The organism is Xanthomonas sp. WHRI 10204 (genome assembly GCF_040202875.1).
Classification (GTDB): Bacteria; Pseudomonadota; Gammaproteobacteria; order Xanthomonadales; family Xanthomonadaceae; genus Xanthomonas.
The window spans coordinates 271,453-293,557 of the sequence record NZ_JBEGDW010000005.1 but is presented as its reverse complement, the minus strand read 5'-3'; the positions used below and the strand labels follow the sequence as shown (position 1 = coordinate 293,557).

The following is a 22,105-nucleotide window of genomic DNA, read 5'->3' as shown; positions in this document are numbered from 1 at the left end:
CAGGTGGCTCTGGACGACGCGCCCATCACCGGTGTGCACGCGTGCACCGAGCACCGGCCACGCACGCCAGGCGGTGAGTACAGTCGGTTTCTCAGCTGCTTACGCCGAGCGCTTGGGCAGCTCCCACTCCATCTGCTGGCGCAATACCAGCAGCAACACCTTGAGGCTGCCGGAGCGGACCAATGCGGCGGGGGTCTGGCCATCCAGCGCATTCATCGGCTCGCGAAACCAGCGGATCAGCGCCTCGTTATTTCCACCGTGCAGTGCCCAGGCGTGGCACACGATCTCGCCCAGCGCCTCGATCCCGGCACCGCCCAGCAACTTGAGATGCTCCGGGCTGAATTTGAACAGCGACAGCACCAGCTCGGCGTCGGCGGCCTTGCCGTGATCGACCGCCATCTGCGCGCTATGCGCGGTGCTGTAGCTGGACGGCTGCGCGCGCAGGGCTTCGGCCCGGCGCATGCCAATGAGCAGTGAGTCAATCAGGTCGGCGCGTTCCACGGTGCAGTCCGGCAGTGTCTAGCGCGCACGCTAACGGTGCGGCTGACCGCGCTCAATCAGGAGTCTCCCGACAGCCGCTGCGTCAGTCAGCCGGCATTGCCATCGGCAGTCTTTAACAACCGCCTTGCTAGCATCTGGACGCGTTGCTGGTGGCGCCGGGTGACCCGGGCCGCCGTTTCTGGAGTGTCATCTCATGAGGAGTCGCCGATGAACTGGAAGTCCGCCGTTGCCCTGCTTGCCCTGTCCGCCACCGCCGTGCCGGCGCTGGCCCAATCCGACCGGCAAGTCGCCGAAGACATGATCACCCGCTCGGCCAATGTCTGCCCCGGCCACAGCACCGAGCGCACCAGCCCCACCGTCAAGGCCGTGCCCGTCGGCGCGCTGCGCGTGATGCTGGAGCGTGGCCTGGTGATGTGCCCCGACCGTCGCCTGGATGCCACCGCCCCGGCCGTGTTCTACGGGCGCCTGGGCGTGTTCGCCTGGAACCCGGAAGTACCCGCCGGCAAGACCGTGATCGTCAAGCAGATCGACACGATGACCCGCAAGGACGACTACCCGGTCGAAACGCTGGTGTGGGACGCCAAGGGCACCGCACTCAAGCAGCAGACCGTGCCGATGTTCGAGCCCAGGCCGGGTGCGGCGGTGTTGTACAAGGTGCGTTGAAGCCATCCGGCGCTACGCGCCGGAACCGTTTCAGCCGGCATCCCGAGCGATGCCGGCACCCGCCGGGGCCGCATGCACGCGCGCGCCCCGGCATCTGGTATCTGCACTACCGCTTGCTACCGCGCGCTAGCGATACCCGCACTGCGCAATCATCGCTAAGCCGCTGCGCGTGGATCTGGTCGACGACCACGCGCACCGCGCGTGCGGCATTGAAAATGTTCTCGCCCAGCACCGACAGACTGGTGGCATCCAATGACCTACCGCTGCACACCGCTACCATGTCGCTCTGCGCAGTGATCGTGCGCAGCAGCGTGTAGAACTGGTCGATTTGCGCGACGGTGACGCCGAAGGTGAAGTCCTCCTGCATCGGTCGGTTATTCGCTCGCACGGCATCTGGCCGCTTGGCGGTCTTGCGGTGTTTCAATGTCGTCATGGCACTCGCGCTCGACGTGTGCGGGTGGGATGCCCGCGAGCTCACGCTAGCGTGTTATCCCGGATATCTGAAAATCAGATAATGCGGGCATGTTTTAGCAGCGCGTGTCGGTGTAGTGCCATCGTTTCAAGCGGGATGTATTGGCCCGACTGTCGCGGTGAAGTGCCGCGGCTCCCCCGTAATCGGATCATCGAATGCCAGCGTCTGCGCGAACAGCTGCAACGGCCGTTCTGGATCATCTGGCCGCTGGTCTTCCAGATCGGGATAGAAGCGGTCATGCAGGATCGGTGCGCCCAGCGCGGCCATATGCACGCGTAACTGATGCTTGCGCCCGGTGACCGGCTCCAGCCGGTATGTCCACGTGGCGGCGCCACGTGCGACCACATCGATCACCGTCTCGCTATTCGGTTCGCCCACGCACTCGCGCATGCGAAAGAACGGCTCGCCCGGCTCAAGCCGGCTGCGATGCACATACGGAAACGTCAGTCCCGGCAGCGGCGGTGCCACCGCCAGATAGTGCTTGCGAATGCGTCGCTCGCGAAACAACGCCTGGTAGATCCCACGTGTCGCCGGGTTGGCCGAGAACAACACCAGCCCGGCAGTATCGCGGTCGATGCGGTGCAGCGGCACCAGCGCAGGGTTATCCAGGCGCTGCACCAACCGCGTCAATAGCGTCTGGCGCACGTACGCACCGGCCGGCACCACGGGCAGGAAATGCGGCTTGCAGGCAACGACCACGTGTGCGTCGGCATGCACCACCGTTTCCGTTGCCGTGATGATCGGCTCGTCCGCGACTTCGCGAAAATAATAGATCTCCGCGCCAAGCCGATACGGCGTGGCGACATCCAACGCCTGCTGCTGGTCATCCAGCAGGCGTCCACGCGCGAAGCGATCGCGCCACGTCTCAGCCGCCACGCCAGGAAAGCACGCACATAGCGCCTCCAACACCGTGTGCCACGGGCCGGACGGCAGCTGGAACTGGCTGGCAGGAATGCCATCGAGGGTCGGGCGGGGAGCGGACATGGCGACGGCGGCAGCGCACTCAAACAATTGAATGGGATCGTACCTTGCCGCACCGACTATCACTGCAACGTACCTGCCTCGCTGATCGAGGAATGCGATTCCCAAGCGATCTCCAAGCGGCGCGTTGGTGGACAACGCATCCCCTGCCGCCTGGCTTGCTGGCCTGCATGTGGCGCGCGCTCATCCCGACGCATGCATCAACACCATGCATGCGGCGCAGACCCGTGCCTGCGCCGCATGCCGCTACAGCAGCCCGGTTCCTACGTCTGCCAGCACTGCGGCTGGCACCTCCGACGTCGGCAGCAGCGCGTACGCATACGGCGGCTTCCAGCCTATCGCCGTGTTGAGTGTGCAGACCATGGGCACGCCGTTGACCTGCGAACCACGATCGACATACCTGCCGCCACCGATGTCCTGCACCACATCCTTGCAGCCACTGGCGCCGCCCACCAGGAAGGTGTTGTTCTCCGACAGAATCGCCGACTGGATCGCCACACCATGCGCATAGTTGAACGGATAGTCCGGATCGGCCTTGTCGCCCAGGTGGAGATTGTTGAACAGGTGGATCTGGCCGTAACGCCCACGCGGGCCGCGTGATGCCACCGCGTTGAACAGCGAATCGTGGATGGTGACCTTCAACTTGCCCACATCGCCACGGTCAGTCTTGTCGGTGGAGCCAATCAGCGTGTTCTTCTCGTGGTGATCGAAGAACGTGTGCGAGATGGTCACGTAGTTGGCGCCATTCTTGACGTCCAGCGCGCCATCGTGATGTTGCACATGACGGCCATTGGCGACTTCGTTGCGATCATCCAGCCGGCGTCCATCGGTGAACACCATGTGGTCGATCCATACATTACTGGCACCGTCGATGGTCAGGCCATCGAACTCTGAATTCCAGTTGCCCAGCTTGCCGTCGGTCGGGTCCCACAACGGCTCCGGGTCCCAGGGGTTTTCGATGTTGAGGTTGCGCAGGATGACATCGTTGCTCTTGACCAGCAGATAGCCTTCGATGATCCAGGCATCGGCTCCCACCCCGATCAGCGTAGTTTTGGCAGGAATCTCCAGGCGCGCGCGCTGCTTCATTTCGGCCTTGGTGGCATAGGCCACACCGCCACTGACGTCGATGACGCCTTGCACATAGATCAGGCGTCCGCCCGCACCGACCGATGCGCGCAACGCCGTCCTGAGCGCATCGGCATCGGCGACCACGAACGTATCTGCCAGCGCCGCTGCGCTGCCGCCACGTGTCCCACCATTTTGCGTTGCCCACCCGGTGCTGGCCACCTCACGTGCAGGATCGGCCAACGCCGCCATGCTCGCCACAGACAGGCACGCACCACAAACGGCGCGCAGCATCCCACTTCGCGCAAGAGTCTTGCTCGATTCGATCTTCATGTTGTCCCCATGACGCATGCAAGAGATTGCCTGCCGCACGCACGTCGCAAGACGAAGGCGGCAGGCATGCTGGCCATCGGCAACACCGCTGTTATTGCAGGGTGCCGCGATGGCGGGCGAAATCTAGCAAAACAGACTCAACCGCAAACGACTATTCACTTATAAATTGCGCGTGTGTTGCGTTTTGCTGCGCAGCGAACCCATCGCGGGTGATGGCATGCACACAAATCCACAATGCGCCGACGCATGTCACGCGAGCCATTGGGACAACGTTGAAGACATTGCGCAAAACGCACAGCGCCTGCATCGCAACGCGCGCTGGTTGGACGTGTACGGCGTCAAAAAAAGACACGTCGAAGACCGTCTGCTTACAACTTGCCGACGCTGGCTTTGGCCGTGGCGTCGACAGCCGCTTCATGCAATGGGATCGCGCTTTGCCGTACCGATTCTCTCTGCAGGATGTCTCTTTCTCCGATCGCGGAGGAAGAGGTTCGAGCCATACCCATACGATGCGTTGGCAGACAACGCTCACACCAAGATCGACTGCACCGGATTGGTCGCATCCCATACCTACACGCGCAAGAGCGCGGCCAGACGCACAAGCGAGCTCAAGCTTCTAGTGACAAATTTAGTGTTTCTTCGACCGCGTGCATCGCGCAGATCGTTGATGGGACGTTGTTCGCATCGGCAGGAGCGCTCTGCTGACAAAACACGTCTCAGCAGCTATGGTCGAACTTGGAACGGGGGTTCTTGCATGGGACGCAGAAAGAAACAGAGCGGGTTTGAAGCGTTGGCCGCATTGCCGTGGCCAGCCGCCTTCGTTGCGGGAATCGCCGCGTATCTCGCAGTGCGCTACGGCATCGGCTGGTGGTTCTCTCAGCACGGCGGGATGCTGTCGCAAGGCATCGCCCAGCAATCGAATGGCATGTTCGCGCCCTTGGCGTGGATGCTGCTCGGCATCTGCTGGCTCGCCGCGTTGTTCTCCTACCTCGGCACACGCAGCCGGCGACGCTTTCTGGAAACACGCACCACGCTGGAGAGCTTGGCGGCCGGCGGGTGGCGCCAGTTCGAACAACTGGTGGGCGAGGCCTTTCGCCGACAAGGCTATAGCGTCGAGGAAACCGGCCTGGGCGGCCCCGACGGCGGCATCGACCTGATCCTGCGCAAGGACGGCCGCCGCACATTGGTGCAATGCAAGCAATGGAAGCGCCAGCAGGTCGGCGTCAGCGTCGTGCGCGAAATGTTCGGCCTGCTTGCGCACCATCAGGCCCATGCGGTCAAGATCGTCTGTATCGGCACCTATACGAAGGATGCTGAGCGCTTTGCCGAAGGCAAGCCGATTGAATTGATTGGCGGCGAACAGTTGTTGGACATGATCCGAGCGGTGCAACAGCAAGCCACAGCGCAGCCGACGGCGACATCCGCGCGGATGGAGCCCGTCTTTGCTTCACCTGATTCCACTGCATCCGCGACTGTTGCCATCACAAGCTGCCCGCGCTGCGGCAGCGCGCTTGTACAAAGAAGGAACCGACGCACCAGCGAACACTTCCTAGGCTGCAGCCAGTTTCCGAAATGCAAAGGAACTGCATAAGTGAAGCTGACGCCGTTTTCCCGAAAGCGATTAACCAGTTTATAGCATCTCGATTATCACTGCAGAGGTTTAGCACAAGCACGTCTGCCTGCTCTACGAACAGCACTGCTCCGCGTAGCTGCCGGTCCGCCTCCGGCGTCCTCCCAAGACTCAGTCTCTAGAAGCTTTAGAGTCAAGGGCGCATAAAGACCTTATATTTTCCTTAGTAATCTCTTTTCCTTTTGCTGATGTCAAAACAGATATCCAATCCTCGTACATTTTGGTTTGATGGGAAATTGCTTCATCGAGAGTCGAGACAACCTTGTAATCCGCGCAAAGAATCATGAATCGATCTACAAAAGCATCTAAGTACTCATGTGAATTCTCGGCCAGTGCATCTATGTGAGGTGGAGCCGAACCATCGTGAACAATAAAGTTTCTAGCCCTATAAATTCGCTCAATCTGCCAATAAACTCTCTCCCGATGTCCATCCATAACAGCCATCAAACTCTCTGGCTTGGCTATTGTTCTTGAAATTTTAAAAACACGGTTCCTTAATAAAGGATATGCACTCACAAGGGTGTACAAAGAATCTCGTTCCGGCTCTAGATCGCCGCCAAGAAGCAGCAATGCCAGTTTGTGGTGCTGAGACCAGCCGGGAAGATCTACTTTTTTTAACAGCTTTGAAACAGCTCTTCTCTTCCAACGATATAAATCACCAGCAAGCCCAAATAACAGGCGATCAAAATAACCATGAACCAAGAATGGCATCAGACATTTTTTAACGCCACGAAGCTTTGAGTCAGAATCTCTTGAAACCAAAACTTCCATAGCAGTCCAGAGATTAACGATTTGTGCCTGGGGGCTTGCAGCTTCAAGCGCCGCACCATGTAGACGAACCACGCTAACGAACCTACTGACTGATTCCCTATCAGAGAAACTTAAATCACTGATTTTTGCTGCCATTTTTTCGGATGCACGTCTCGGGAAGTTATCTCGAGAGCGCTTGACACTAGTTGGCCTAGCTTGAACCACACAAGAAGATCCCCCATCTTCTTTAACAACAGATTCTGCTCGCCAACTTAGACGATTTTTGTGGTGAAACAGCGCAAACATGTCGGAGAGATGTTCTAGACGATGTTCTGCAAGATTTCGGGCACTAAAAATATCTCGTGCTTCGACGCCAGATACCTTGACCACTCTCTCATTTTCACTAAGAATCACTTCAGTGCCGTCATCTGCAACAAATATAGGGCCAGATGATTCAACCAGAACAAATGAAAATCTACTCATTACCGATGATAGATCATCCACAATTCTGCTAGCAAAAAATACAATCTCAAATTTAGAATTTGGGGCGTCAAATATTCTAAAAAATATAGCCAAATCGGCGGCGGACCTGTATTTTATCGTAGGCTCAAAAAATTCAGTTAGTACTTTTGATCTTAAAAATCGTCCAGAGAATCCCATTCGACTGACAGTAGAAACCCATTGCCTCAAGGAATCAATAATGAGAAATTTTTCAGTTGGTTTTACGCAGAGCCTAATTATCTCATGCTCTAAAGACTTGCGATAACGGCCTCGACCGAGGGCATTTTTCAATAATCCCAGCCGTACGGAAATAGCTTTTAAAGGCTCTTCCCTTAGGTATGAACAATAGTAATCAAATTGAAAGGAGAGCAAGCTTTTAGCTACAGAGTCGCTGTGCAGCCTATTACGAAGCTCGTCTAGTATCGGATAAAGGCGAGCGCGATCCATTGCACCGGCTTCTACTCTACCGATTACCGCCTCAGCTTCTATTGTTAGGGCCTGCAGGCCCACCACCCGAGGCTTATAGTTCGCGGCAGTGTATTCGTAAAGCATTTCGTCCAAGCACTGCGCGAGAAAGATGACCCCCTCTGCCCCCGTGTCTACTCCGAGTGTTTCCGTGTGCTTCACAGCCCCCCCTTATTTCGGCGTAATATCTATGTTACATTTAAAACTGCACTACATTTATAACATTAAGAAAGCATTTTTTGCCACAGTTTTCATTAAATAAGTCATATGTAGCGTGACGGGGCTGCGCACCTTGCTTTGAATATGCATCGGTTCAAGCTTTTCAACTGCTGGCACTAATCAAAAGAGCACCTATTCCGTTGAAGTGCTGTGGTCCACTGAGTGCCGACTTATGCCATAACAGATGACTTTGACCTCCAATACATCCCCCACCCGTCATCCTCGCCACAGCCTCAACTGGAGAACACACGATGATGAAGTGGATGGGTACCGCGCTGGCCGCGGCGTTGCTGGTGACCGGGTGCGCCAAGGTGGAGGGCGAGAAGTTCGTTGGCCACTGGGTCAACGTGCAGACGCAGGAAGAGACGATGGACATCGCGCGCAATGGCGAGACCTTCATGGTCCGCAGCACCACGCCGAAGTTCTTCAGCCGCAAGCCCAAGACCGAGAGCTACCCGGCCGTGTACAAGGACGGTGCGCTGCAGGTCACCAACGATGGCGAGACGGTGAACTTCGCCATTGATGAGACCAATGGCCACCTCAACACCGGTGGCGAGCAGTACCAGCGCGTGCCGGCCAAGTAAGGCCGTTGCCGCCAGCGCCCGCGTGCAGACGGTGACCGTCGCAAGCGGGCGTTTTGCGTTCTAGGGCTGCCGGCCGCTGCGGGAGCTGCCGGCGCCGCTCCTGGAAAATGCTGCGCCTGACACGCCGCTTGTCCCCCGGCCTCGCTCCCCCCTCCCATTCCAGGGCGCACAAGCCGTAAAGTGCGCAGGCACGCCAGGGTCATGGCGCTGCCCGACCGATCAATCCAGCAACTACGAGGGTGTCATGAGCAAGGGGATGGACCAGAAGAAGAGTCAGAAGAAAGAGCCGGCCAAGACGCTGAAAGAAAAGCGCGCGGCCAAGCAGGAAAAGAAGGGCAAGTAAGCCGCCCGGCCTGCCAGACGGCAAAACGGGGTCAGGTGGATCGCCTGACCTCGCGTTTTGAGAGAAGCGCTGTACAAGGGGCTTCAAGCACCGCCCAGGCGTAACGGGTGCGTAAGATGCTCACGGATGAAGCGATCCACCTCCGACAGCTTGGCGGGCAGCGGAGCGCACAGGTGGCTGCGGTAACTGAAGAACCGAAAGCCCGCGCGGTACAGCCGCTCGACCTTGATCCACTGCGCATGGTTGCGGGCCGGCGGCGCCTTGAAAGAGCGCCCTATCACGCACAGCGCTTGGCCGCAGCCAGGGCACGGGGCCACTTGGTCGCGCGGCGCAATCTTGAGACTTCTGCGGCACCCGAAGCAGGCGTGCGCCAGGCGTTAGGTGGCGCCGGTGACAGGCGGCTTCGCTCTCCGCGGCTGACGGGCACCAACTGCGTAACGCACTGCGGTGCGGTGGGCTTTGTCGGTGTAATTCATTGGCGGCCGCCCGTGCCTGCCGCATCGGGCTGACGCTGCACGACATACCAGGTACTGCCATCGCATGACGCGGTGCCGGCCTGATGCGTGGCGGGTAGTATCGCTGCGACCTCCCTAGGGAGAGCCTGCTGCCAATCCAGGTTGGGAAAGGTCGCGGGGAAGGTCGTGCCGTTCGGGTTGGCAGAGTGCGCGTAGATGCCGGTATCCATCGTGTCCGGACTGAGGTCCGCCCACAGTTGCACCGCTGCACCACGATGCGCCAGACGTGTCTCCAGGTAGCACAGCACACGCACTGCAACCGCATTGACCATCTGCCGATGCTCAGCAGAGGAGTGGCCGCGGCCATTCCAGTCCACATGCGTATGCCACAGATCGAACCAGCTTTCCGGATCCAAGCGGTCGACCGCTGCGCGCGCCTTGGCTTCTGCCCGCGCCCAGTAACGCTCCATCCGTTTGCGACGACGTCGGTCCATCGGTGTGGTCCTGTTTCGGGAGCGCAGTTTCCGTCAAAACAACGCACGGTGTAACCCGCGCTGGCATCCCCAAGCTCTGCAACCGGCCAACCAGGCAACTGGCTGCAGCATATACCCTAATGTGGGTGTATGGGATTTGAGAGTTCGTCATGAGCCGTTTGAGCATCGATCTGAGCGCCCAGCAGCACCAAAGTCTCAAGGCGTTGGCCGCTTTGCAGGGCAAGACCATCAAGCAATACGCGCTTGAACGTCTCTTTCCTGGTGACATAGACACCGACCAAGCATGGCAAGGATTGAAAACCCTTCTTGGGGGACGTGTCGAGGAAGGCCTTGCCGGCAAGGTATCCAGCAAGAGCATCAGCACGATCCTGGACGAAGAATTGACCGAGGGCGATCGCGATTGATGCACGGCTACGTCCTCACCGACGCAGCCGAAGGCGATCTGCGCGGGATCATCCGCTATACCTCGGCACGCTGGGGCCAGGCGCAGGTTCGCCGGTACATCGCAGACCTATCGAGGAGTGATCTCGATGATGTTGGGTGTAGCAGTCTTCAGAGAAGTCATATCGGCTGGGATGCTTTTGCTTTTTGATTCCGATTGCTCCCGATAAGGCACAAACGGATGGACCGCGACCGATTTATGGCTTTGGCTCGCGCTTTCTATTGGGGACCTGACGCTTCCGCACTTCCTGCACCGCCTCCGTTTCGTGCAAGTCCTCGTTGGTACCGTCCACCCGGTCTCCTGCATCAAGCTGCTGCAACACGCGATCGAAATCGCTTACGAATAGCTGGTCCTGCACGATGCGGTACTTTTCGAACTCGCTTTCCGCATGCGCTTTGGCGATCTCGGCGGTGACGCGTCCTGCGTCCTGCAACACCTGCCGGTCGGTCGCTTCGATGAAACGATTCAGGCGTGTTTCCCAATCCTGCATAGTCATCGGAATCTGCCGCAATGCCATGTCCTCGGCCAGGTCCAGATAGGCCGATACGAGGCGTTGCAACTGCGCCATCTCGCCGGTGGTCAGGTAGTTCTTGGCGACAGCCACATCGAACTTCTGGATCTTCCCTCGCGGTGCGTCGGTCCAGGTGGTCAGACCCATGTGTTGCTTGCCGGCATCGGCACGGTGGTAGACGACTTCCGCCGCGGTTTGCCCATGGATGGCCCAGTGCAGCTTGTTCTGCACTGTGGCGAAGAACCGTTGGGTTGCCTGCGCCGCCGCGTCGTAGTCGAGGGCGGTGGCGTAGATGTCGGTGATCTTCTGGTAGAACTTGCGCTCGGAGAGACGGATCTCGCGGATGCGCTGCAGCTGCTCTTCGAAATAGCGCTTGCCGAGCACCGTGCCGTCATTCTTCAGGCGCTCGTCGTCCATCGCGAAGCCCTTGATCGTAAAGGACTCGATGATGGTGGTGGCCCACTTGCGGAACTGCACCGCGCGCTCGGAATTGACCTTGTAGCCCACGGCAATGATGGTCGCGAGGTTGTAGTGCTTGGTGTCGTAACTCTTGCCGTCGGTCGCAGTTATTCGAAAATTTCGAATAACTGCATCTGGCTGCAACTCGTTGTCAGCGAACACCTTTTTTAGGTGGTAGTTGATTGTGTGGGTTTCGACATCGTAGAGCTGCGCCAGCATCTTCTGCGTCAGCCAGACGTTTTCGTCGGCGTACGCCGCCTGCACGCCGTCCTCGCCGGCGGCGGCCACGAAGGTCAGGTATTCGGCCGCCGACGAGCGGACGAGCGAGATTTCATGCTTTTCCGCCATTGATGCCTCCCATGCTGGCGATACCGCACAACCAGGTTTTCTTCGTCCACGATGCTATCCGGGCATGCCCGGTGATAGTAATAGGCGAACGTGCCGCGTTGCCGTAGGTCATCCTGTCATCGCGCCGGCTTGCGTCCATCAGAACAACGATCCCTGCACGGGCGACGCGGTGGATGGTTCTGTTGCTGGCTTGGCGGGTGCCGCCTGCTGCTGCGCACCCAACCGCCACGCCAGTCCCGAAATGCGCGCGGCGTGCCGGGCGAGCGCAGTGCGGATGACCGCTTCGCTGCCGGCCAGGTGCAGGGCGCGGCGGGCGCGGGTGATGCCGGTGTAGAGCAGTTCGCGACTGAGCACGCGGGCGTCGCGGGTGGGGAGTTGCAGCCAGACGTCGTCGGATTCGCTGCCCTGGGCCTTGTGCACGGTCATGGCGAAGGCGCTTTCGTGGGCGGGCAAGGCGGCGGGGTGGAAGCCGCGCACCTGGCCGTCGCCGTCGCCTTCGAACCAGGCGACCAAGGGGGCTTGGGCACGTCGGTCGGCGGCGGGGTCGGCGCGGGTTGCGGTGCCGCTGGTGTGGCTTGGGCCGGAAAACGGCACTGCGTCGTTGCGCGCTGTAACGGTGCTCGCATCGCTGCGCTCTGAGGTGGCGCTTGTGCTGTCGCGCCCCGAGAAGGGATTTGCGTCGCTTTGCCCCGAAGAGGGACTCGCGTCGCTGCGCAAACAGATGCCGACGTCGCCGTTGAACAGGCCGTGGCGGTAGCTGTTTTCGGTGATCAGCAGCAGGCGGCCCTGGAACCAGGGCGAGGCGCCGCCGAGTCTGCGCGCGCCGGAGCCGGTGTCGGCGAGCAGTTGTTCGATGCGGGCGTTGAGGCCGCGCGCGCCTTGCGGGCCGGCGCGCACGGCGGTGAGCAGGCGCAGGCGGCTGGCCGCGCGCAGGGCGGCGGCGGGGTCTTGCGCATCGGCCAGCGCGCGCCAGTGGGCCAGCAGTGCGTCGCGGCCGAGGGTGAGCGGGTCGTCGCCGTCTTCGTGGAAGTGCACGCCGGCCAGCTCACCGCTGCGCAGCAGGGCCAGCGCGGTGTCGGCGTCGCCGGCGCGGATGGCGTCGGCCAGTGGGGCGAGTGCGAAGTTTTCTGCTTGCCGATAGCCGCGTAGCAGGTGCACGCGGTGGCCGGCCAGGCCGCTGCTGTGGGTGTGGCTGATGGTGTGGCTAACGGTCTGGATGCTGGCAGGCGTACTGCCAGTGGGCGCGCTGCCGAGCAGCGGTTGCAGCGCGTCGGCGTCGTGCGGTTGCAGGGCATCGCTGGGGCCGGCGGCCTGCAGGATGGCGGCGAGCACGTCGCCGGCTTCCACCGAAGGCAGCTGGTCGGCGTCGCCGAGCAGGATCAGCTGGGTGCCATCGGCCACGGCTTCGACCAGCTTGCACATCAGCGGCAGGTCGACCATGGAAGCTTCGTCGACGACGATCAGGTCGAACGGCAGCGGGTTGTCTGCGTTATGGCGGAAGTTTGGCGAATCCGGGATGACGCCGAGCAGGCGATGCAGGGTGCTGGCGCCGGTGGGGAGGAGGGATTCCCAGGGCAGTGGCGGGCCCTCACCCGCCCTTCGGGCACCCTCTCCCGCAAGCGGGAGAGGGGAAACATCAGGGCTTGCTGCTTCCGCTTGCGGGCGAGGGGAAACATAAGGGCTTGCTGCCTCCGCTTGCGGGTGAGGGGAAACATGCAGGTCTGCTGTCTCTGTCGCTTGCGGGAGAGGTGAAGCACCGAGGTTTGCTGCCTCTGTCGCTGGATGCAGATGAGACGTGGCGGAGTTCGGCGATTGTGTCGTTGGCCTGGGCGTGGCTGCGTTGGGATGGGGCGGCAGCTGGATGCCGGCGGCGATGGCGCGGGCGACGGCGGCGCGCAGGCTTTCGGCCATGCGCTCGGCGGCGCGGCCGGTGGGCGCGGCCAGGGCGATGCGTGGCGGCGGGTGGCCGGCGGCATGGGCCTGGGCGATGCGCAGCAGCAGCAAGCGGGCGATGGTGGTGGTTTTGCCGGTGCCGGGGCCGCCGGTGATCAGCAGCAGCGCGCGACGCAGGGCCAGCGCGGCGGCTTGGGCCTGGCGGTCAGGGGAGTGGGACGGGGCCGGTGGCTTCGTGCCGTCTTGGTGGTGGGATGGCGCGGGCAGGCCCGACCCCTCACCCGCGCTTCGGGCACCCTCTCCCGGGGGGAAAGGGGTTGGGTCCACGGGCTGAGCGGTTGGGGTCGCGTTTGGGAACAGCTGTGCGAACAACGGCGCCAGCGCGTTGGCGTCGAACGCCGGCATGGGCTGGGCGGCGATGCGCTGCAGGCCCAGGGCCAGCCGGCGTTCGTACTCGCGGTAGCGGCGCAGGTAGAGCAGGCCGTGTTCGAGGACCAGCGGGCAGTCGGCGGCGGCCGGGTCGTCGGGGTTCGGTTGGTCAACCCAGCGCGAGGCGGCCAGGGTGCGTTGCCAGTCGGTAGGGTCCGGGAATGCGGGCGATGGGCCGTCGCGCTGGTCCAGCAGCATGGCGGCGCGCGCCGGGTCCAGCCCGGCATGGCCGCTGGTGACTGCCAGCGACGCGAGGGCGGCGCCGGCCAGTACCTGTGGGTCGGTGTCTGGGGCCAGGCGTTGCAGGCTTTGGGCGAAGGCCAGATCCAGCGTGCGCAAGGCGCCGCTCTGGCTGAGGGCGGTCAGGAGGGTTGGGTGGCTCATAAGGTGGATGCCTGACTCGCGGACGTAGCGTCACTCCAACCCCCGCTCCGCGCCCCATTCCACGCCAGCGGCGCGGGCGCTCCAGGGCACGCGCGCCAGCGACGCGCAACCAGTGCCTTATTGCCCCGGGGGGAGAGGGGCTTCGATGGTCCGCTGGCGCAGGATGCGGTTCGACGGGTCATGGGGTAGGCGTCTCGCGCGATGGCCTGCGATTAGATTCACTTGGGCTCTGCGCCCAGGCCCACGCTTGTGGGGCGGGCGCTCCAGGGAACGCGCGCCAGTGGCGCGCAACCAGTGCCTTATCGCCCCGGGGGGAGAGGGGCTTTGGTGTGTTGGCAGCAAGAGGCTGTGTGCTAGTGGGCATTGGGCGTGCCTGCGTTGCTGGAGGTCGGCTCCAGGGCGCTGCCGGCGAACAGCGCGTCCAGGGCGTCGACCAGGGCCGGGTCGAAGCGCCAGGCGTGGATGCCGGGGGCGGGCGGGCCTGGCACGGCAGCGCTGGCGGAGCCGGGGTCGGCTGCGTTGCGGGTAGCGTCCAGGCCGCGGCAGAACAGGTAACGCACGCCGCCGAAGTCGCGGGTGTAGTCGTAGCCGCCGCCGTCGGCGGCATCGCCCAGGCGGAAGCGCAGCCAGCGGTGCAGGGCCACGGTGTAGATCAGCGCCTGCAGCTCGTACTCGCTGTGCGCCATGGCGCGGGCCAGGGCGTCGGCGTCGTAGCTGGGCAGGCGGTTGGATTTGTAGTCGAGCACGTACCAGCGGCCGTCGACGGTGTAGGTGAGATCGATCAGGCCGGTCATCAGGCCTTCCAGGCGGTGGCGCGCGCCGAACGCCTGGCGGTCGCCGACCACACCAAACCGATGCAGCAACGCCAGCAGCGCATCGACGCGGGTGGGCCGCATGGCGAAGTGGAATTCCATTTCGTTGCGGCGCTGCGGCTCGGGCACGCCGGCCAGGGCGGTGCCTTCGGGCAATACCACGGTGAGGGTGTGGCCGATCAGGGCGGTTAGCACGCGCAGGCCGTCGTCGAGGTCGTCCTGGGCATAGCCGCCGCGTTGCAGGGCCTCAACGATCGGCGCAGCCTGGCCCTCGGGCGCACGTTGGCCGGGCTGCCACGCGTGCCAGGCGGCAAAGTCGCAGCGCTCGAACACATCGTGCATCACCACGCCGAAGCGGTTGCCGGCAAAACGCGGGTCGAACGGTTCGGCCTCGGTGACTGCGGCAACCGCCACCGCCTCGCTGCCGGACGGTTCGTCGCTGCCGCCACTGCCGACTACGGTGGCGCTGGCCATCGGGTCGATGGCGGCGCCGGCGTCGGCGTTAGCCAGCTGGGTGAAGCTGTAGACCCACCATTCCGGCGCGATGTGCCGCTGCGGACTGCGCGCCGGCGGCACCTGCGCTTCGAGCGGCGGCGGCAGGCGCGGCAAGTTGGCTGGCGGGGTGCTGGTGTCCACCACCACCGCGCCCTCGCCTGCCGCGCCCTGCAACGCATCGAGCGCGCGCAGCATGCCCGACAAAGCAGTGCGTTCGTGCTGATGGAAGCTGCCGCTGGCGATCCACAGCGCATGCTCGGCGCGGGTCAGGCCGACGTAGAGCAGGCGTGCGTCTTCGGCACGTTGTTCCTGCTTCCAGGCGGCTTCGGCGGCGCTCCAGGTCGGGTCGTCTTTCTCACGGCTCCATTTGGACACGTTCCAATGCAGCTGACGGCCGCTGTCCGGCGCATGCACCACGCAATGGCGGCCAGCGCCCTTGTCGCTGCGGCCGATGCCGATGTACGGCAGAAACACCAGCGGATACTCCAGGCCCTTGCTCTTGTGCAGGGTGACGATCTGCACGCGGCGCGCGTCCGATTCCAGCCGCAGTTGCTGGGCTTCGTCGTTGTCGTCGGCATTGGCGATGCGGCGTGCCAGCCAGTCGACCAAACCATGCGGGCCGAGTGCGCGCACGTCGGCTTCCTGCAGCAGTTCGGCCAGTTGCAGGTAATTGGTGAGGCGGCGTTCGCCATCGACCAACGCGAGCAGGCGTTGCCCGTGCGTGGCGCCCAACTCGCCGATCAAGGCCAGCGGGCCGCCGCGCTGCCAGCGCTCGCGCCAGTCCAGTGCATGTTGCTGCCAGCGGCGATGGCGTTCGCCATCGCGTTCGAGTGCGGCAATGGCGATGGCGTCTTCGCCGATCAACACCGTGGCCAGCGCAGCGCGCAGGCGGCTGTCGTCGCCGGGGTCGAGCAAGGCCTGCAGCAGGGCCAGCAGTTCCAATGCTTCGTCGGTGGCGAACAGGCTCTGCTTGCCGGCGGCGACCGCCGGAATGCCCATCGCGCCCAGCGCTTGCTGGATGCGCGTGGCCTCGCCGTGGCTACGCACCAACACGGCGATATCGCCGGCCTGCACCGGGTTGCCGTTGATGGTGGCGGTGCCGTCGCGGCCACCGGCCAGCCAGCCGCGGATGGCGGCCACGCAGGCGGCGGTGGCCAGCTCGCGCGCGCGACCGGCGCTCCAGGGTTTGGGCTTTCCTGCGTGCTTGGTTTTTGCCGCTGTCGCGGCGGGAGGCGGCGGCGGTTCGGGCGCGCGCCACAGCGTCAGCGCCGGGGCGGTGGCGCCATCGCGCTGCAAATCGGCATCGCTGCGCTTGGTGCCGGCCTGTACCGGATGGAAGGCGATACCGTCGGTGAGGAAGGCCTCGGTGTAGCCGGCCTGCGCGTACAGCGCATCGATCGCGGCCAGCACGCCAGGGCGTGAGCGGAAATTGTGGCTCAGCGGTGGCGCCAGTTCGGCGGTGATTGCGGCGGCCAGATAGGTGCGCACATCGCCACCACGGAAACCGTAGATGGCCTGCTTGGGGTCGCCGATCAAAAACAGCGCCGGCTCCAGACCGGCCGCACGTGCGAGCGGGCCTTCGCCGAACACGGTGGAAAAGATCGACCACTGACGGTCGTCGGTGTCCTGGAATTCGTCCACCAGCGCGATGGCGTATTGCGCGCGCAGGCGTTGCACCAGGGCATCGGCTTGCGGGCCTTGCAGCGCGTGCGCCACGCCATCGACCAGATCGTCGTAGGTCTGCACGCGGCGCTGGCGCTTGAGCAGCGCGAGCCGTGCGATGGCATCGCCGCGCAGCGCGTGCAGCAGACGGATGCGGCGGCGTGTGCGCCATTCTTCGACACGTGCCAGCGCCGTGAGATAGCCATCGATTTCGTGGCTCATCGGCGAGGCCGGTGTGCGATCGACGAACTTCTTGTTGGTGCCCGTTGCCAGTTCGGCCGCGGTCAACTTGAGCAGCTTGGGATGCGGGGCGCTGTCGTGCGTTGGCACGGCGGCGAAGCTGTCGAACCAGTGCCACAGCGCGGTGAGCCACTCCGGTTTGTAACTGACCTTGCTCAAGATGCCGCCATCGATGGCGGACATGATGGATTCGAAAAATGCCGTGCCATGCGCGTGGAATGCGCTTGCCAGCGCGTGGCTTGCATCGTGCACGGCCTGCAGCAATGCGGCGGCATCGTCGCTGCCGGCATCGGACGCTGCCGGCAGGATCGCCGCGTGCCGCACCAACGCGCGCAGATCGGTGGCCAGCGCAGGCGGGCCGCCCGACCACAGCGCGATCAAGTCTTCGGCCATCACCGCATCGGCCGCACGTTGGCGCCACAGATCGGCGGCCACTTCGCCCAGCAGTTCGCGATCGTTGGCGAGTAGTTGCGGCGCGGCGAAGGCCTGGCCGCTTTCCAGCGCATGTTCGCGCAGCACGCGCGCGCAGAAGCCGTGAATAGTGAACACGGCGGCCAGATCGATTTCTTCCACCGCCTGCTGCAATCGGCGACGCAACGCGGCCGGGGTTTCATCACCGGTGGCCAGATGCGCGGTGAGGATGGCGCGGGTGAGCAGGACGTCGGGCGCTTCCTGTAGGAGCGGCCTTGGCCGCGACGGGACGTCGGCGAGGTCGGTCGCGGCCGACGCCGCTCCTATAGACGCTGATGGAGCGTTGGATGCCTGCGTTGCAGCTGGTTTGGTCGCGGCCAGGTCCGCTTCTACGACGGCGTCGGTTACGAGGGACGCGGCCAGCACCAGGCGTTCGCGGATGCGGCGGCGCAATTCCTGCGTGGCCGCTTCGGTAAAGGTCACCGCCAGGATCTGGCCGATGCGCAAGCCGCGTTCGACCACCAACCGGGTGAACAACGTGGCCAGGGTGAAGGTCTTGCCGGTACCGGCGCTGGCCTCGATCAGGCGCACGCCGTGCAGCGGCAACTGCAGATACGGGTCGCTCACAGGCGCGCTCATTCGGCGTCGTCCTGGGCGCCGTGCCAATGCCGCCAACTGTCGATCAGACGCTCCGGGTCGAGCGTGGTGTCGGTGTTGCCGCGTTCGAGCAAGTCGTACACGCGATGGCTGGTGGTGGCGAAGTCGGCAAAGCGCTGCGCATCGGCGAACGGGTCGCGGCCGCGATTGACCAAGCGTAATTCCGGGCTGTGCGACTCGCTCCAACCGAAGCTGGCCTGCCATTGCCCGGCGGCGTCCTTGATGGCCTTGTCCAGATCGTCGCTGCGTGCGGCCTGGTGGTATTTCCAACTGCTGTACGGCGCAAATGCCAGCGGCATTTGCAGGCCGTGGCGATACAGCTGCAATAGCTCGCCCAAGGCGTGTTGCGCCTGCGTCTGCGAGAGCGGTTCGGCATCGATGGGATACGGGCCCAGGCCGTCGTCCTGCTCGAAGAAACGCACATACGGCACGCGCTCGCCGGCGGCGCGCAGCAGCAACCATTCCAGGCCGTGGCGAATCGCGCTGCGGCCACTGAGCGCGCCAACCTGCACGCGCCCCACGCCATCGGCATACCAGCCGGGCACGCGGCCGTGGACGTCGATATCGCCTATCTGCACCTGCAAGCGGCGCGACTGCGCCGGCGCATCGCCACGCCATTGCCGAAACGCGTCGGCATACGGGCGCAGCTGCGCCACACGCTCGTCGAGTTGACGGCGGCCGAGCGGGCCCGATGGCAGCAACGCGCGGGCGCGCAGCCGCTCGTACAACCCGTCCACTTCACCCGCCAACGCCGCTTCGAACACCTGCTGCTGCAAGCCGTATTGATCCAGCCCGCGCGTGGGCGCGAGCAGCGGTTCCAGATCGCTGTCTTCGCTGGCCGGGTCGGGCAAGCGCATGCCCAAGCGATGACGCAAAAACTGCCCGGCCGGGTCGCCGAACAAGCGGCGCAGATCGTCGATGGACACGCTGGTGGGCAAGGCGATGTGATCGGCCGGCAGCGCACCGGCCACCCACGGCGCCAGCGGCTGGCGCTGGCCGGTGAGGCTGTCCACGGCCGGGCGCCATTGCCGGCGATAACTGAAACGCCGCGGGTCTGCGCCGTCATCGCCCAGCGCACCGAATGCGGCGGCGGCAAACGGCTGCAACGGGTGATGCACCACCAGCGTGTCGATCGCCGTTGGGTCGGCGTGGTACTGCGCCGCACTCGCCAACAATTCGCTGACCAGCACCGACGGCTCGCGCACGCTGCCATCGCGCGCATCGGCGCCGAGATAGCTCAGATAGAACACATCCTGCGCAGAGGCGAACAACTGCAGAAACAAAAAGCGGTCGTCTTCGCGGGTGGAACGGTCGCCATGCCGGCGACGCTCGGTGCCCAATTCTGCGGTGAGCCGATTGAGCCCGGCGGCCGGGTCGCGGCGCGGGAAATCGCCATCGTTCATGCCGAGCAGACAGATTGCGCGGAACGGCAGCAAGCGCATCGGCACCATGCGGCCGAAACTGATGCCGCCGGTCAGCAGCGGCGCACGCGTGTCCGACTCGCCCAGTATCGCTTCAAAATGCGCACGCACCACCTCGGCCGGCACCTTGCCGGCGTAGTGCGCGCGCTGCGCATCGCGGGCGAATTGATCGATCAGGCTGCGCAACCGATCCAGCGCGCGCTGCGCACGCGGGGCCGATGGCGCGGTGGGAATCAACGCATCCAGCAGTTCGAGCAAACGCTCGCGCCAGTCGACAGGCGGCATCGGCTCGGCCAGCAGGGACTGATGGCGTTCGAGCACGCGCAGCAACCGCATCAGCGTGTCGAGTGCGGTCAGTGCGCTGCCTTCCAGCTGCGGCCACGGCGCCACGCCATCGATGTCGTCGTCGGCGCCGCTGGCATGGCCGAGCAGCAGCCTGTCCAGCGCAAAACGCCAGGTGTAAGCGTCATCGCCGGGCGCCTGATGCTGACGCCGATGCAGCGCATCCAGCCCCCAGCGCGCGCCGGCCGCGTGCAGCCAGGTGCGCAGGCGTTCCAGCCCGGCGGCGTCCAGTCCGGCGGCCTCGGCGATCGGCGCGCTGGCCAGCAGGTCGAGAATTTCATGCAAGCCAAAGCGTGCGATCGGCAGTTTGAGCAAGGTCAAAAACACCTCGGCCAGCGGCTCGCTCGCCAACGGGCTGGCGTCGGCCAAGGCGTACGGCAATGCATCGTCGCTGCCATGGCTGCCGAACACCGCCTCCAGATACGGTACATACGGGTCGATGTTGGGCGACAACACCGCAATCTCGCGTGGCTGCAAGGGCGGGTCGAAGCGCGGGTCGTCGAGTAAGGCGCGTAACTGGTCGTGCAGCACCTGCAACTCGCGCAAGCGCGTGTGGCAGGCATGCACCTGCAGGCTGGGGTCGTGCAGATTCACCGCCGGCAATGCCGCAGGCACGGCGGGTGCGCGACGATGAAACAGATCGCTCTGCATACGCCGCAGCAGGCTGTCGCCCACGCCGCCATCGGCAAGTGCGCGACGGCCGGTGTCGAGCGGGTCGGCGTAGGCGGCGATCTCGGCCAGTGGATGCACCACCTCGTAATCGCCCACCAGCGCCATGAAATCGCGCCCGGCCGCGCCCCACGCCTGCAGCAACGGGTTTTCCTGCACTTGATCGACGAATAGCTGCACTGCGCCGTCTTCGCGGCGGCGCTGCCACAGCGTCTGCAGATCGCCCCAATAGCCTTGCGTGGGCGTGGGCAGATAGAAATGCAGCGTGCCCACGCGCGCTTGCGTGGCCAGCACGCGCAGCACGTCGGGCGAGATATTGAGGATGGCGAAGGCGAACAGGCGCGTCGGCAAGCCCTGCGGCAACGGCCCATCGGCGCGCGCGTAACGGTCCAGATACTGGCCGATGCGACGCGCGCGGTATTGCCGCCCGGTTGCGATGCTGCGCCACAGCCGTGCCTGCGGGTCGTCCGGATCGGCGCCGCCCTCCCAGCGCAGCAGCCAGTCGCGTCGCCATGCCTGGTACTTCTCGAATACGTTGCCCAACTCGCCGGCCAACGCCCATGGCTTGAGCGCATCGCCATCGGCCAGATAGCCGGCCAGCGGCGCCAATGCGGCGTCGCTGCCCAGATCCGATTGCAACGTCGCGTACAGGCGCCACTGCGTGGTCGCCATGTCCAGGTCATCGTCGGCCGGGCCGAGATTGCGCTCCAGCGCGCGCGCCACGAATTCGCCCGGGGTGAGAAATTCCAGATTGGCCGCCACGCCATGCTCGGCGGCCAGCGTGGACTGCAGCCAACGCCGCATCGCCACCTGCGGGATCAGCACCACCTCCGGCTGCAATACCGGCTGCCCGGGCACTGACCGACGTAGCTCCTGCGCGAGCAAGGCAGCCAGGGTATCCAGCGCATTGGAAGGATAGAGACGAAAATCGGGCGCGGAGGTGGCGTGCATGCGTGCGGCATTGTGCCGGATGGCGAGGGAATGCGCTGTCGACCTGCCCGATGCGCGCCAGTCGATGTGCGTGCACGTGCTGCGCCGAGGCGTGGTGTCCGCAACATGGCAATAGCGGTCAGGCGAGCACGGCCAGTGACAGGGATCGGTGTCGCCATCGGTTGCTGCCGTGCAGCCTACGCAGCGTCATGCGAACCATGCTGCGCACGACGTGTCGCCTGCTCTGTGCATGTGTAAGCCAACAGCAAGCGACAAGTACCTCGCTCGATGCCTGTGCCGGCGCAGGCCGATGCGCCTGCACGTGCTGCGCAGAGGCGCGACATCCGCAACATGGCAACTGCGCTCAGGCGAGCGCGGCCCGTGGCAGGGATCGGTGTCGCCATCGCTTGCGGCCGTGCAGCCTACGCAGCGTCATGCGAGCCATGCTGCGCGCGACGTGTCGCCTGCCCTGTGCATGTAAGCCAACCGCAACCGACACGCACCTCGGAGCGCCCTACCTGCCACTCCTGCACGCGCCACAAAC

General features: G+C 63.9%; 15 protein-coding genes. 4 read left to right on the top strand and 11 right to left on the bottom strand.

What is annotated here, in order from left to right; genetic code table 11:
- Positions 1-99: 99 nt before the first annotated feature.
- Positions 100-501 carry an antitoxin Xre/MbcA/ParS toxin-binding domain-containing protein gene (locus ABQZ00_RS23535; RefSeq protein ID WP_055852415.1) on the bottom strand — a complete coding sequence of 134 codons (402 nt, stop codon included), beginning with the start codon at positions 499-501 and terminating at the stop codon, positions 100-102.
- 231 nt (positions 502-732) lie between these two features.
- Between ABQZ00_RS23535 and ABQZ00_RS23530 the strand changes: the two genes are divergently transcribed.
- Positions 733-1,164 carry a hypothetical protein gene (locus ABQZ00_RS23530; RefSeq protein ID WP_193552864.1) on the top strand — a complete coding sequence of 144 codons (432 nt, stop codon included), beginning with the start codon at positions 733-735 and terminating at the stop codon, positions 1,162-1,164.
- A gap of 106 nt (positions 1,165-1,270) precedes the next feature.
- Here ABQZ00_RS23530 and ABQZ00_RS23525 read toward each other — a convergent pair whose 3' ends face one another.
- From ABQZ00_RS23525 to ABQZ00_RS23515, 3 genes are all read right to left on the bottom strand, one after another.
- The gene (locus tag ABQZ00_RS23525) at positions 1,271-1,597 is read right to left on the bottom strand and encodes a hypothetical protein (protein WP_323539089.1); all 327 of its coding nucleotides are present in this window, start codon (positions 1,595-1,597) and stop codon (positions 1,271-1,273) included.
- 126 nt (positions 1,598-1,723) lie between these two features.
- The gene (locus ABQZ00_RS23520; RefSeq protein ID WP_323539090.1) at positions 1,724-2,620 is read right to left on the bottom strand and encodes a pseudouridine synthase; all 897 of its coding nucleotides are present in this window, start codon (positions 2,618-2,620) and stop codon (positions 1,724-1,726) included.
- A 243-nt stretch (positions 2,621-2,863) separates the two neighbouring features.
- Positions 2,864-3,934: a pectate lyase family protein gene (locus ABQZ00_RS23515; RefSeq protein ID WP_323539091.1), complete on the bottom strand. Its 1,071-nt coding sequence runs from the start codon at positions 3,932-3,934 to the stop codon at positions 2,864-2,866.
- Positions 3,935-4,769: 835 nt separating this feature from the next.
- Between ABQZ00_RS23515 and ABQZ00_RS23510 the strand changes: the two genes are divergently transcribed.
- Positions 4,770-5,606: a restriction endonuclease gene (locus ABQZ00_RS23510; RefSeq protein ID WP_323539092.1), complete on the top strand. Its 837-nt coding sequence runs from the start codon at positions 4,770-4,772 to the stop codon at positions 5,604-5,606.
- A 150-nt stretch (positions 5,607-5,756) separates the two neighbouring features.
- On the opposite strand, the gene ABQZ00_RS23505 is transcribed toward ABQZ00_RS23510, so the two are convergent.
- Positions 5,757-7,523 (bottom strand): hypothetical protein, encoded by a 1,767-nt coding sequence (locus ABQZ00_RS23505; RefSeq protein ID WP_323539093.1) that lies wholly within the window; start codon positions 7,521-7,523, stop codon positions 5,757-5,759.
- Between the two features lie 308 nt (positions 7,524-7,831).
- Between ABQZ00_RS23505 and ABQZ00_RS23500 the strand changes: the two genes are divergently transcribed.
- Positions 7,832-8,164: a hypothetical protein gene (locus tag ABQZ00_RS23500; RefSeq protein ID WP_055852432.1), complete on the top strand. Its 333-nt coding sequence runs from the start codon at positions 7,832-7,834 to the stop codon at positions 8,162-8,164.
- Positions 8,165-8,590: 426 nt separating this feature from the next.
- On the opposite strand, the gene ABQZ00_RS23495 is transcribed toward ABQZ00_RS23500, so the two are convergent.
- Both ABQZ00_RS23495 and ABQZ00_RS23490 read right to left on the bottom strand, forming a co-directional pair.
- Positions 8,591-8,788: a hypothetical protein gene (locus ABQZ00_RS23495; RefSeq protein WP_323539094.1), complete on the bottom strand. Its 198-nt coding sequence runs from the start codon at positions 8,786-8,788 to the stop codon at positions 8,591-8,593.
- A gap of 191 nt (positions 8,789-8,979) precedes the next feature.
- Positions 8,980-9,456 (bottom strand): hypothetical protein, encoded by a 477-nt coding sequence (locus ABQZ00_RS23490; protein WP_323539095.1) that lies wholly within the window; start codon positions 9,454-9,456, stop codon positions 8,980-8,982.
- A gap of 149 nt (positions 9,457-9,605) precedes the next feature.
- Here ABQZ00_RS23490 and ABQZ00_RS23485 point away from each other — a divergent pair, with 149 nt between their 5' ends.
- Positions 9,606-9,860, top strand: coding sequence for a type II TA system antitoxin, ParD family (locus tag ABQZ00_RS23485; protein WP_323539096.1), 255 nt, complete (start codon positions 9,606-9,608; stop codon positions 9,858-9,860).
- A 234-nt stretch (positions 9,861-10,094) separates the two neighbouring features.
- On the opposite strand, the gene ABQZ00_RS23475 is transcribed toward ABQZ00_RS23485, so the two are convergent.
- The 4 genes from ABQZ00_RS23475 to recC form a co-directional block, all read right to left on the bottom strand.
- Positions 10,095-11,216, bottom strand: a complete 1,122-nt coding sequence (locus tag ABQZ00_RS23475) for a virulence RhuM family protein (protein ID WP_323539097.1) — start codon at positions 11,214-11,216, stop codon at positions 10,095-10,097.
- Between the two features lie 138 nt (positions 11,217-11,354).
- The gene (locus tag ABQZ00_RS23470; RefSeq protein WP_323539098.1) at positions 11,355-13,922 is read right to left on the bottom strand and encodes an AAA family ATPase; all 2,568 of its coding nucleotides are present in this window, start codon (positions 13,920-13,922) and stop codon (positions 11,355-11,357) included.
- A 353-nt stretch (positions 13,923-14,275) separates the two neighbouring features.
- Positions 14,276-18,181: a UvrD-helicase domain-containing protein gene (locus ABQZ00_RS23465; protein WP_323539099.1), complete on the bottom strand. Its 3,906-nt coding sequence runs from the start codon at positions 18,179-18,181 to the stop codon at positions 14,276-14,278.
- Positions 18,178-21,582, bottom strand: a complete 3,405-nt coding sequence (recC, locus tag ABQZ00_RS23460) for an exodeoxyribonuclease V subunit gamma (protein WP_323539100.1) — start codon at positions 21,580-21,582, stop codon at positions 18,178-18,180. The genes ABQZ00_RS23465 and recC overlap by 4 nt, the downstream gene beginning before the upstream one ends.
- Positions 21,583-22,105 lie beyond the last annotated feature (523 nt).